10 protein-coding genes are annotated in these 11324 nt (G+C 72.4%); 3 read left to right on the forward strand and 7 right to left on the reverse strand.

Features of this window, described 5'->3' with window-relative positions:
* Window positions 1-53: 53 nt before the first annotated feature.
* Window positions 54-239, reverse strand: coding sequence for a hypothetical protein (locus tag DEIPI_RS0101730; protein WP_027480650.1), 186 nt, complete (start codon window positions 237-239; stop codon window positions 54-56).
* A 129-nt stretch (window positions 240-368) separates the two neighbouring features.
* On the opposite strand from DEIPI_RS0101730, the gene DEIPI_RS0101735 reads away from it, so the two are divergent.
* The gene (locus DEIPI_RS0101735) at window positions 369-1031 is read left to right on the forward strand and encodes a DNA-3-methyladenine glycosylase family protein (protein ID WP_045233432.1); all 663 of its coding nucleotides are present in this window, start codon (window positions 369-371) and stop codon (window positions 1029-1031) included.
* Window positions 1032-1218: 187 nt separating this feature from the next.
* A complete protein-coding gene (locus tag DEIPI_RS0101740; RefSeq protein WP_027480652.1) occupies window positions 1219-2370 on the forward strand; it encodes an NAD(P)/FAD-dependent oxidoreductase in 1152 nt (383 codons plus the stop codon).
* A 48-nt stretch (window positions 2371-2418) separates the two neighbouring features.
* On the opposite strand, the gene DEIPI_RS0101745 is transcribed toward DEIPI_RS0101740, so the two are convergent.
* The 6 genes from DEIPI_RS0101745 to DEIPI_RS0101770 form a co-directional block, all read right to left on the reverse strand.
* Entirely contained in the window at window positions 2419-3087 is a 669-nt protein-coding gene (locus tag DEIPI_RS0101745; RefSeq protein WP_027480653.1) for a GNAT family N-acetyltransferase, read from the reverse strand.
* Window positions 3088-3166: 79 nt separating this feature from the next.
* Entirely contained in the window at window positions 3167-3775 is a 609-nt protein-coding gene (locus DEIPI_RS0101750) for a hypothetical protein (protein WP_027480654.1), read from the reverse strand.
* Between the two features lie 141 nt (window positions 3776-3916).
* A complete protein-coding gene (locus DEIPI_RS27675) occupies window positions 3917-5287 on the reverse strand; it encodes a S1C family serine protease (RefSeq protein WP_052351570.1) in 1371 nt (456 codons plus the stop codon).
* Between the two features lie 156 nt (window positions 5288-5443).
* Window positions 5444-7090 carry an NHL repeat-containing protein gene (locus DEIPI_RS0101760; RefSeq protein ID WP_027480655.1) on the reverse strand — a complete coding sequence of 549 codons (1647 nt, stop codon included), beginning with the start codon at window positions 7088-7090 and terminating at the stop codon, window positions 5444-5446.
* Between the two features lie 152 nt (window positions 7091-7242).
* Window positions 7243-7929 (reverse strand): amino acid ABC transporter permease, encoded by a 687-nt coding sequence (locus DEIPI_RS27680; protein WP_045233433.1) that lies wholly within the window; start codon window positions 7927-7929, stop codon window positions 7243-7245.
* A gap of 8 nt (window positions 7930-7937) precedes the next feature.
* A complete protein-coding gene (locus DEIPI_RS0101770; RefSeq protein ID WP_045233434.1) occupies window positions 7938-8723 on the reverse strand; it encodes a transporter substrate-binding domain-containing protein in 786 nt (261 codons plus the stop codon).
* A 215-nt stretch (window positions 8724-8938) separates the two neighbouring features.
* On the opposite strand from DEIPI_RS0101770, the gene cphA reads away from it, so the two are divergent.
* A partial coding sequence (cphA, locus tag DEIPI_RS27685) for a cyanophycin synthetase (RefSeq protein WP_052351571.1) occupies window positions 8939-11324 on the forward strand: 2386 nt, incomplete at its 3' end.

The raw sequence follows: 11324 nt of genomic DNA on the forward strand, positions 1-11324 counted from the left end.
CGCGCCGCCCGACCCCGGGGAGACCGGTCGGGCGGCGCGCTGGGGGGGGACAGTCAGTTCAGGCGCAGCTGGATGCGCTCGCCGCGCAGGTCGCCGTGACTCAGCCATTCGAGCAGCGCGAGGGTGCGCTGGTCGCTGGGGACTTCCGCGAGGGCCCGTTCGAGGTCGTGGGGCGCGTCGGCTTCGTGCCGTCGCAGCCAGGCGTCGAGGTCGAATCGGTCGTGGGTCATCTGGGTCATGGCTCCTCCGGTGGCACTGCTGGACCCTCATCGTCGCCGAACGCGGGGCGCGGGGGCTTGAGGCCCGCCTCAAGGTGTCTTGAGGCAGGGTGCGGGGCCACGGTCCCTGCCCTGGGCCTACCCTGGGGCATGATCGACACGGACGTGTCAGGTGAGGTGCTCGCGAGGTTGCGGCGGGACGTGGAGCGCGGCCTCGCGGAGCTGACGGCGCGCGACGTGGTGCTCTCCGGACTGCTGGAGCGCCTGGGGCCGCCGCCCGCGTGGTGGCGTCCGCCGGGCTTCGAGACGCTCACGCACGTGGTGCTGGAGCAGCAGGTGTCGCTCTCGTCGGCGCGCGCGGCGCTGGAACGCCTGCGCGCGGCGGCGGGCGAGGTGACGCCGGAGGCGGTGCTGGCCCTCGGGGAGGACGGGGTGCGCGCGGCGGGCGTGACGCGGCAGAAGGCGTCGTACGTGCTGGGCGTGGCGCGGGCGGTGATGTCGGGCGAGCTGCCGCTGGACCGCCTGGGTGACCTGCCGGACGAGGAGGCGCGCGCGGCCCTCACGGGGCTGCGCGGGGTGGGCGCGTGGACGGCGGACGTGTACCTCCTGATCGCGCTGGGTCGTCCGGACGTGTTCCCGGTGGGGGACCTGGGGCTGGTGCTGGCGGTGCGTGACGCGTACGGCCTGCCGGGCAAGCCCTCGGCGGCGGAGCTGCTGGAGCGGGGCGAGGGGTGGCGGCCGTGGCGGGGCGTGGCGACGCGGCTGCTGTGGCATCTCTACCTGACCCAGCGGGGGCGGAGCATGCCGGTGTGAGGTGAGGGAGCTTTCCCAGCGTTCTCCCAAGGACCGCTGTGACCCGGCTCAACGTGCGCCCGGCCCTCGCACACCGGGCGTATTTCGTGTAGGGTGTACACTGCTTGCGAGAGGGGACGCCCGTCTCCGACTTCCGCGTGCGAGAACGCCGCGAAGTTACTCGTGAAGACTTTCACCAGAGGTAGCCATGAAGACCCTGATCCTTGGAGCCGGCTACGCGGGCCTCGCGGTCGCGACCAAACTCAAGCCCACCCCCGGACTCGACGTCACCCTCGTCGAGCAGAACCCGTACCACGTGTTCGAGACGCGCCTCCACGAGGCCGCCGCGCACAACACCCAGGTCACCCTGCCCCTGCAGCCCCTCCTGAAGGGCACCGGCGTCCAGATGGACCTCGCCCGCATCGACAGCGTCGACCTCGACGCCCGCCAGGTCGCCCTCAAGGACGGCCGCACCCTGAGCTACGACACCCTCGTCATCGGCCTCGGCAGCGTCACCAACTTCTACCGCATCCCCGGCCTCGCCGAGCACGCCACCGAGCTCAAGGAGCTCGCCGACGCCGACGAGATCTTCACCTTCATCAACCGCGTCTTCGAGACCTCCTACGTCGGCAACCGCAACATCGTCGTGGGCGGCGCGGGCCTCACCGGCGTGGAGCTCGTCACCGAGCTCGCGCAGCGCAACGAGATCCTCTCGCGCGAGCGCGGCCTGCCCAAGGTCGAGATCTACCTCGTCGAGGCCGGCCCCAAGATCCTCCCCGTCCTGGACGACAACCTGCGCGAGCGCGCCACCCGGACGCTGACGGAGTACGGCATCCACATCCTCGTGCAGCACCGCCTCATGCAGGCCAGCGAGGACAGCGTGACCGTGCAGACCGCCGACGGGCAGCAGAAGGTCATCGAGGCGGGCAAGATCATCTGGACGGGCGGCATCCAGGCCCAGGAGATCGTCAAGGCCGAGAAGCTGGAGAAGGGCCCCGCGAACCGCATCGTCGTGGACGAGTACCTGCGCATTCCCGCGTACCCGGAGGTCTTCGTGATCGGCGACATGGCCCTCGCGACCGACCCCAAGACGCAGAAGCCCGTGCCCACCACCGCGCAGCACGCGGGCCAGCAGGGCCGCCTCACCGGCAAGAACATCATGCGCCTCGCGCGCGGCGGCGAGCTCGAAACGTACGAGCCCAGCACCCTCGGCGAGTTCGTCTCGCTCGGCGGCCTCATGGCGGTCGGCTGGATGAAGCTCCCCTGGAACCAGAAGCTCGCGATGACCGGCGGCATGGCGCACGTCATGAAGCGCGCCTCCGAGTGGCGCTGGCGCGCCAGCATCGGCGACCCCATCTGAACCCCGCGCACCCGGAGGGCGGCCCGCGTGGCCGCCCTTTCGCGTTGCTCACGCCTCCGGAGCTCCGTGCTCCCCGATGAACAGCACCGGCCTGCACGCCTCCACGCCCGTCAGCACGATGTCCCCGCGGCGCCGCGCCTCCCAGTCGTCCCGGTGGAGCCTCCAGCGGTTCAGCCTCGCGGGCTCACCGCGCCGCGACGCCCAGCCGTGCCCGTCGGGACGGTAGCCGAGCGTCCCGGACACGCGGTTGGACGCCACGTTGTCGAAAAACGCCTCGCTCGTCGCCTCCGCCGCCCCGAACCCCTCGAAGGCGAGGTGCAGGACCGCCGCGCGCATCTCGCGGCCCAGCCCCCGCCCGCGGACTCCCGGAGCGAGCCAGGAGAACGTGCTCACCGTGCGGAACCGGTCGAAGTCCGTGCCGATCAGGTCCTGCATCCCCACGGCCCGCCCGCCGAGCGTCACCACGAAGTACAGCCGCCACGACTCCGGGCGGACGTTGCCGCGCCCGCGCCAGATCGCCTGCAGCCACTTCCTCTCCCGGAGCGGGCCGTCCTCGTACAGCGACATCGGATCGTCGAAGGGGTAAGGCGGCCCGTCGGCCACGCCCGCGCGGACGACGGGCAGGAGGTCCGCGAGGAGGTCGTCCGTCGCCCCGTGCAGCTCCAGCGTGGGCGTGACGACCCCGAGGCCGAAGGGCGGGTACATCGATCGCGGCATGATCCCAGCAGACGACGCGGGTTCCGCCGCCGTCATGCGCGAAACGGCCTAAGGCGCGCCATCTGGGGCGCCCCTGGTCCTACACGGACGGCCAGCGCAGCGTCTCCACGCGCTCCACGCCCGTGCTCACCGCCCCGCGCCACGTGTCGAGGTGCCCGCCCTCCCCGAGGCGGTACGCCCACAGGTCCGTGAGGGGACGGTAGCCCTCGTCGCCGAGGAACTCCAGTTCGATGCGGTCCACGACGTCCGCGAGGTCGAAGCGGTGCGTGAGGACGCTCCCGGGGGCGCCGCCGGGGCGGGAGAAGCCCAGCACGAGGCCCGAGCGCCACGCGCCCACCACGGACCGCAGGGCGGACGCGTCCATGTCCGTCGCGCGGGCTCCCGCGAGCCCCAGGCGCCGCGCGGTCTCCTCGCGCGTCCAGCGGCCTGGCAGGGCCACGGGGCGGTCCCGGTCGCGGTCGTCGTCCAGCGCGAGCGGGGAGGCGCGCCACTCCTCGCCGTTCGTGTCGTCCCGGACGATCAGGTGCGCGCCGAGCAGGTCCGCGCTGTCCTGCAGCACCACGCTCAGCGTGCCCGCGCGCCGCAGCGCGTCCAGGTCCGAGAGGCGCGCGTCGAGCCGCGCGAGGGCCGCTTCGGTCAGGGTGATGGACAGGTGCGGCGGGTGCGGGGCGTACAGAATGTCCGTCATGACGACCTCCTGAAGCGACCTTAGGACGACGGGGGTGATCGGGGGATGATCCCCAGCGTACTCCCCCCAGGGGCCGAAGTGTGGCGAATGTCACGAGGGGGACGCCCGTCGGCGTCCCCCTCGTTCCCGCGGCGCGCGAGCTCAGCGCCGCGTGCCCTGCCCCAGCGTCAGCTGCTCCGTCACGGTCTGCCCGCCCCGGCGCAGCCGCAGCGTCACCCGGTCACCCGGCTTGCGGGTGATCAGCACGCTCTGAAGGTCCTCCACGCTGCTCACCTCCTGCCCCTCGATGCCGACGATGACGTCCCCACCGACCCGCAGCGTCCCGTCCGGGAACTGCACCGCGCGGTTCCCGCCGCGCACGCCCGCCTTCTGCGCGGGGCTGTCCGGCACGACGTTCTGCACGAGGATGCCCTCCTCGGGCAGCTTGAGGTCCGCGCGGACCTGCGCGTTGAGGTCCGCGAGGTTCACGCTCTGCACCCCGATGACGGGCACGCTCACCCGCTCCCCGGCGCGCAGGCGCGGCAGGATGCTCTTCGCGACGTTCACGGGAATCGCGAAGCCCACCCCGGCGCTCTGCCCCGTTCCGCCCTGCGCCCCGGCGGGCGACAGGATCTGCGTGTTGATCCCGATCACCTCGCCCCGGCTGTTCACGAGCGGACCCCCGGAGTTGCCGGGGTTGATGGCCGCGTCCGTCTGGATGGCGTTCTGCGGGATCTGGTTCACGCCGGTCGGGATGGTGCGCTCCACGGACGACACGATGCCCTGCGTCACCGAAAAATCCAGCCCGAAGGGCGCGCCGAGCGCGATGGCCTTCTGACCCGCGCGGAGCTTCGTGCTGTCCCCGAGCTTCATCGGCGTGTAAGAACTGCTCGGCACGTTCTTCACGCGCAGCAGCGCGAGGTCGTAGTCGGGCGCGGTGCCCACCACCTGCGCCTGGTACTCCTTCTTGCTGGTGTGCAGCCGCACCGTGATGCGCTCCGCGTCCTCCACGACGTGGTAGTTCGTGAGGATGTAGCCCTGATTGTCCACGAAGAAGCCGGACCCGGACCCGCTGGGCTCGGGCTGCAGGTCGCGGGTGGAGCCGCCGCCGAGCGGATTGTAGAGGTTGTTCTGCTGGTCGAAGCGCGTGACGAACACCACGCCGTTCTGCGTGTCCTGCACGACCCGGACGGTGTTGTCCTCGTAGGCGAGCGCGTCGGCGGGCCGGTCTCCCGTCGTGGCGCCTCCCGTGGCCGTGGTCGTGGTGTCCGGGGTGCCGGTGTCCGTGCCCGTGCCCGTGCCCGTGGAGGTCGCGGACGAGTCCCCGCTCCCGGCGGAGGAGTCGGACGAGCCGGAGTCCGCGCTCCCGTCCGTGGCGCCCTGACTGCCCGTGGAGGGCTGATCCGTGGAGGGCTGTGTCGTGGACGTCTGCGGGGCCGCGCCCGTGCCCGCGCCCGCGCCGTCCGTGCCGGAACGGCAGGCGGAGAGCGCGAGGGCGAGCGTGACGAGGCTGATCAGTCGAAATTGACGCATGGAGTCTCCTTCATTCCAGCCTGGGAAGCCCGGGTGACGCGCCCGTGAACGCCCCGCAAAGGGACCACCACGAAGCGTCCCGGTCACCCGGAGCTTACTCCAATGTGGGAGGGGGGCCGGGAAGCGCTCGCCTCCCGGCCCCCCTCGCCCGCGTCCTCACTCCCAGAGGCGCGTCACGGCGAAGTCGTTCGCCCCGGCCGACCGCTGCCCCGCGAGGAGGATGCGGGTGGCGGGCACGCGCTCGTCGGGCTGCAGCACCATCGCGTGCGCGAGGTCGCTCTTCCCGGCGTCCGCGACGGCGGTGATCACGACGCCCCCCTGCCCGAACGTCGCGTCGGGCTGCCCGTCCGCCGTGAGGCGCAGCGCGGTGAAGTTGCCGCTGGACCCGCCTCCCTCGTACACCCAGCCGCCCAGCACGACCTTCCCGTCGCTCTGGAGGGCCACGCCCGTCGCCTCGTCCCAGTTGTCCTGGCTGACCTTCACGACGGTCTTGCCGCCCGTGCCGAAGCTCGTGTCGAGCGCGCCGTTCTCGCCGAGGCGCACGGCGGCGGTGTTCTGCGCGCTGTTGCCCGCCACGACGATGCGGTTCTGCGCGTCGATCACGACGGCGTTCGCGCCGTTGCCGAAGCTGGACCCCGTGATGCCCGTGAGCTTGCCGCCCGACCCGAAGGTCGTGTCGAGCTGGCCCTGCGAGGTGAAGCGCGCCACCTGGAAGTCGGCGGGACCGCCCGCCGCGACGATCCTGTCACCCTGGAGCGCGAGCGCGTGGATGATGTCGCCCGCCGTCCCGTTCGCGACCGCCGCGACCGCCCGGCCGTTCGTGCCGAACGAGGCGTCGGGCGTGCCGTTCGTCGTGAGCCTGACGAGCGCGAAGTCCTGACCCGTGACGGGCCCGGCGTTCGTGTAGCCGCCCGCGACGACCTTCCCGTCGGGCTGGACCAGCACGGCGTACGCGCGGTCCACCTCCGCGCCGATGGCGACGCTGACCTTCCCGCCCGCGCCGAAGCCCGCGTCGGGCGTGCCGTCCGTGTTGAGGCGCGCCACGCCGAAGTCGATGTCGCCCGAGCCCGCCCCGACCGTCACGGAGCCCGCCACGACGATCTTGCCGTCCGGCGCGACGGCCACGGCGCGCGCGTCGTCGCTCTTGCCGTCGAAGTCGATGGTGACCCTGCCGCCCGTGCCGAAGGAGGGGTCGAGGGCGCCGTCGCGGGTGAGGCGGATCACGGAGAAGTCCTGCGTGTTGTTGATGGGCGCATACCCGGCGACGACGATCTTCCCGTCGGGCTGGACCGCCATGGCGTAGGCGTAGTCGTCGGCGCCCTTGCCGCTGGTGTCCACGACGGCCTTCCCGCCCTGCCCGAAGGACGTGTCCACCACGCCCGCCGCACCGCGCACGGTGACGGTGACGTCGCGGTCCACGGTCCTGCCGTCCCCCTCGCCGTGCACCTTCACGGTCGTGGGGAGCGAATGCGCCGCCGCCCCCGCGGCGCTCACGGTCATGGTCGCGCTCGTCTGGTCCGCCGCGACGGTGACGGGCGCGGCGCTCGCCCCGGCGGGCAGGCCCTGCAGGGCGACCGTCACGGGGCCCGTGAAGCCGGACTGCCGGGTGACGTTCACGGTGAGCGTGGCCGAGCCGCCCGTCAGGACGGGGAGCCGCGCCGTGGAGACGCTCAGGTCGAACGCGCCGGGCGTCGGCGTGGGATCGCCGCCCCCGGGGTTCGGGGTGGGTGCGGGCGCGCCGCCTCCGCAGGCGACGAGACTGGCGGTCAACAGGACGACACTCAGGATGGTCCGGGTACGCATGGGTTCTTCCTCCTTGCCCTTTGGCTCCCCCAACGTAGGAGGCGGGGCGTGGTTCGCCCGTGATCGGGGAAGGAGGCGCGTGCAGAGGGGTCGGTGCGTACGGCACGCGAAAACGCCCCGCCGGGGGGGGCGGGGCGCTCATCATGCTCCGGTCACGCCGGGGTTCGGGTCCGGGCGGAGGAGGTGACGTACGGGCGCTCCAGTCGGCGCTCCACGAGCCCGAAGAGGCGCGCGGCGCCGTTGGAGAGCAGGAAGTAGATCAGGCCCACCGCGAGGTACATCGCGACGGGCTGGTAGTTGATGGACACGAGGCCGCGCGTCGTGAGCAGCAGTTCCGTCACGGTGATGACGCTCGCGAGGCTGGAGTCCTTGAGGAGCCCGATGAACTGGTTGCCGAGCGCGGGCAGACCGACACGCGCCGCCTGCGGGATCAGCACGAGCCGCAGCGCCTCCGAGGGCTTCAGACCCAGCGCCCGCGCGGCCTCCAGCTGACCGCGCGGGACGGCGTTGAGGCTGCCGCGGATGATCTCGGCGGCGTACGCGCCCGCGAAGAGGCTCAGACCCAGCACCGCCGTCTGGTAGGCGGGCAGCGTGACGCCCGTGATCTGCGGCAGCGCGAAGTACAGGAAGAAGAGCTGGACGAGCAGCGGCGTGCCGCGAAAGGTCTCGATGTACACGCCCGCGAGGAACCTCAGCGGCGCGAGCCGCGAGAGGCGTCCCATCGCCGCGACGAGGCCCAGCGCGAGCCCGAAGAGGCTCGCGAGGACCGTCAGCGACAGCGTGATGGTGGTGCCGCGCCACAGGGCGCCGAGGACGTCGGGCGTGAAGACGTCGAACATCCCGGGCTTCAGCGTCCGGCGGGCACGGTGATGTCCGAGCCGAGGTACTTCACGCTGAGCCGCTTGAGGGTGCCGTCCTTGCGCATGTCGTCGAGGGCCTTCTCCACGGCGGCCTTGAGCTGCGGCTGGTTCTTGCCGAGCGTGATGTACGGGTTGTCCTGCTGCAGGACGCTGCCCGCGGCGCGCAGCGCCTGACCGTTCTTGATGGCGACCGCGCCGACGGAGCGCGTGGTGATCATGCCCGACGCGCGGCCCGCGCCGAGCGCGAGGAAGATCTCCTGCTCGCCGCTGAGCGTGACCACGTTGGGGTACTTGCGGTCGCGCAGGTACTTCTCGAAGACGGTGCCGAGCGCCACCGCGACGGGCTTGTTCCCGAGGTCCGCGAGGGTGTTGGCCTTGCTGCTCTTCGGGACGAACAGCTGGAAGCCGTCGTAGTAGTAGGGCTTGGAGAGGAAGTCCACGGCCTTCTGGCGTTCGGGCGTCTTGCTCTGCGAGGCCACCGCGAGGTCGAAGTTGCCGGACTGCACGCCCGCGACGATCGCGGAGAACTCGGCCTTGACGAGCTTGGCCTTCACGCCGAGCCGCTTGGCGATCTCGCGCGCGACGTCCGCGTCGAAGCCCGTGAGGTCGCCGCTCGCGGTGGGCTGAGAGAAGGGCGGGTACTCGCCGCTCATGACGACGCGGAGTTCGCCACGCTTCTTGACGTCGGCGAGTTCCGCGTGGGCGGCGCTCGCGAGGGCGAGCGTGAGGGCGCCGAGGATGGACAGGGTGGAACGGACGCGTGACTGGAGCATAAGGGCCTCCCGGGCGGCGCGCGGACGTGCGGCGAGGCCGCCGCCCCGCGTCCGCGTGTCGGTGGCTCGACCGTAGCGTGCCCTTCCGGAAGGTCGCGTTGAGTCAGGAGTCGAAATTGGAGCTGGGCTACAGTCGTCTCGCGGTCAACATCAAGCCTGTCTGAACCCTCGCGCGTTCCCGTGCCGCTTCACGCTGTCTATCCTTGGAAGCACCCATGCTGCCCCCTCAGGACGACACGCCCGACACGGGCCCCACCCCCGCCACCCCGCCTCCGGGCGGCCCGATGCGCGTCCTGGAGCGCGGCGTGTACCGGGGCCCGCACGTGTACTCCACCCGGCCCATGGTGCGCTTCGTCCTCGACCTCGGCGCGCTGGAGGCGCGGCCCACCAGCACCCTGCCCGGCTTCACGGACGCGCTGCTGGGTCAGGTCCCGACCCTGCAAAACCACGGCTGCTCCTACCAGGAGCCCGGCGGGCTCGTACGGCGCATGCGGGACGGCACGTGGCTCGGCCACGTCACGGAGCACGTCGCGCTCGAACTCCAGAGCCTCGCGGGCGAACGCACCGCCCACGGCAAGACGCGCGGCGTGCGCGGTCAGCCGGGTGTCTACACCGTCATGTACGCCTACCGCGACGAGGACGTCGCCTTCCTCGCGGGCCTGCTCGCGCTGCGCCTCGTGGACTCCCTCCTGCCAGGGGAGCTGCGCGGCGTGCTCGGTCTGCGCGTCCTGTACGACGATCCCGCAGAGCCCGCCCTCACCGCGCCGGAGTTCGACCTCGCGGCGGGCATGGACGCGCTGCGGCGTCTCGTGCGCCGCACCTCCCTCGGACCCACCACGGACGCGCTCGTGCGGGCCGCGCGCCGGCGCGGCATCCCCGTGTCCCGTCTCGACGAGCGCAGCCTGATCCAGCTCGGGTACGGACGCAACGGGCGCCGCTTCCGCGCGAGCATCACGGGCCTCACCTCGCACGTCGCGACGCTCACCGCGAGCGACAAGGACCTCACGAAACGCCTCCTCGCCGACGTGGGCGTGCCCGTCCCGCGCGGCGCGGTCGTCCGTGACGCCGACGAGGCCGTCCGTGAGGCCGCACGCATGCGTGGGCCCGTCGTGACCAAACCGCTCGACGGCAACCACGGGCGCGGCGTGAGCCTGGACCTCCGCACGCCCGAAGAGGTGCGCCGGGGCTTCGAGGAGGCCCGCGCGCACGGACGGCAGGTGGTGGTGGAGCAGTACTACGAGGGCCGCGACCACCGCGTCCTCGTCGTGGGCGGCGAGGTCGTCGCGGTCGCGGAGCGCGTGCCCGCCCACGTCGTCGGCGACGGCGAGCGCACCGTCCGCGAACTCGTCGAGGAGGTCAACCGCGACCCCCGGCGCGGTGAGGGGCACGAGAACGTCATGACCCGCATCAAACTCGACGCGCAGGCCCTGCGGGTCCTCGCGCGAGCGGGCATGGGCGTGGACAGCGTCCCCGAGCCGGGCCGCACGGTGTTCCTCGCGGACACCGCCAACCTCTCCACGGGTGGCACGGCCGTGGACCGCACGGACGACATCCACCCCGAGAACGCCTCCGTCGCGCGCACCGCGGCGCTCGCGGTGGGTCTCGACGTGGCGGGCATCGACCTCATGGCGCCCGACATCACCAGAAGCGTCCGCGAGACCGGGGGCGGCGTCGTCGAGGTGAACGCCGCGCCGGGCCTGCGCATGCACCTCCAGCCCAGCGTGGGCGAGCCGCGCGACGTGGCCGCCGCCATCATCGACGTGCTCTACCCGCGCGGAAGCCGCAGCCGGATCCCGATCCTCGCGGTGACCGGCACGAACGGCAAGAGCACGACCGCGCGCATGCTCGCGCACGTCCTGACGCACGTCGGGCACACGGTGGGCCTCACCACCACGAGCGGCGTGTACGTCGCGGGCGAACGCATCCACGAGGCCGACGCGACCGGCCCCCGGAGCGCCCGCATGGTGCTGCGGCACCCCAGCGTCACGGCGGCGGTGCTGGAGACGGCGAGAGGCGGCCTGCTGCGCGAGGGGCTCGGCTTCGACCGCGCCGACGTGGGCGCCGTCCTCAACGTGCAGCCCGACCACCTCGGCCTCAGGGGCGTGGATACCCTGCGCGACCTCGCGCGGGTGAAGTCCACCATCGTCCGCGTCGTCGCGCGGCGCGGCACGAGCGTCCTCAACGCCGACGATCCGCACACGCTCCGCATGCGCCGCGTGGCGCGGGGACGCCTCGGGTTCTTCTCCATGCGTGGCGCGGACGCGGGCCCCGTCCTGCGCGAGCACGTGGCGACCGCCGCGCTCGACATCATCCGCGACGAGGGCGAGGAGGGCTACCTCGTCATCGACGCTGCGCGGCGGCGAGCGCGAGGTGCTGATGCGCGCCGCCGACATCCCCGCCACGCTCGGCGGCCTCGCGGGCTTCAACGTGGAGAACGCCCTCGCCGCCACCGCGATGTGCGTGGCGCACGGCCTTCCGCTCGACGCGATCCGGGAGGCGCTCTCCACCTTCACGTCGTCGTTCGAGCACAGCCCGGGCCGCCTCAACGTGTACGACGGCCTGCCGTTCCGGGTGATCCTCGACTACGCGCACAACCCCGAC

Source organism: Deinococcus pimensis DSM 21231, assembly GCF_000519345.1.
GTDB classification, from domain to species: domain Bacteria; phylum Deinococcota; class Deinococci; order Deinococcales; family Deinococcaceae; genus Deinococcus_A; species Deinococcus_A pimensis.

Bases quoted from the DNA above. Each gene is read 5' to 3' on its own strand.
- DEIPI_RS0101730 (WP_027480650.1), bottom strand. From the start codon at position 239: ATGACCCAGATGACCCACGACCGATTCGACCTCGACGCCTGGCTGCGA.
- DEIPI_RS0101735 (WP_045233432.1), top strand. From the start codon at position 369: ATGATCGACACGGACGTGTCAGGTGAGGTGCTCGCGAGGTTGCGGCGG.
- DEIPI_RS0101740 (WP_027480652.1), top strand. From the start codon at position 1,219: ATGAAGACCCTGATCCTTGGAGCCGGCTACGCGGGCCTCGCGGTCGCG.
- DEIPI_RS0101745 (WP_027480653.1), bottom strand. From the start codon at position 3,087: ATGCCGCGATCGATGTACCCGCCCTTCGGCCTCGGGGTCGTCACGCCC.
- DEIPI_RS0101750 (WP_027480654.1), bottom strand. From the start codon at position 3,775: ATGACGGACATTCTGTACGCCCCGCACCCGCCGCACCTGTCCATCACC.
- DEIPI_RS27675 (WP_052351570.1), bottom strand. From the start codon at position 5,287: ATGCGTCAATTTCGACTGATCAGCCTCGTCACGCTCGCCCTCGCGCTC.
- DEIPI_RS0101760 (WP_027480655.1), bottom strand. From the start codon at position 7,090: ATGCGTACCCGGACCATCCTGAGTGTCGTCCTGTTGACCGCCAGTCTC.
- DEIPI_RS27680 (WP_045233433.1), bottom strand. From the start codon at position 7,929: ATGTTCGACGTCTTCACGCCCGACGTCCTCGGCGCCCTGTGGCGCGGC.
- DEIPI_RS0101770 (WP_045233434.1), bottom strand. From the start codon at position 8,723: ATGCTCCAGTCACGCGTCCGTTCCACCCTGTCCATCCTCGGCGCCCTC.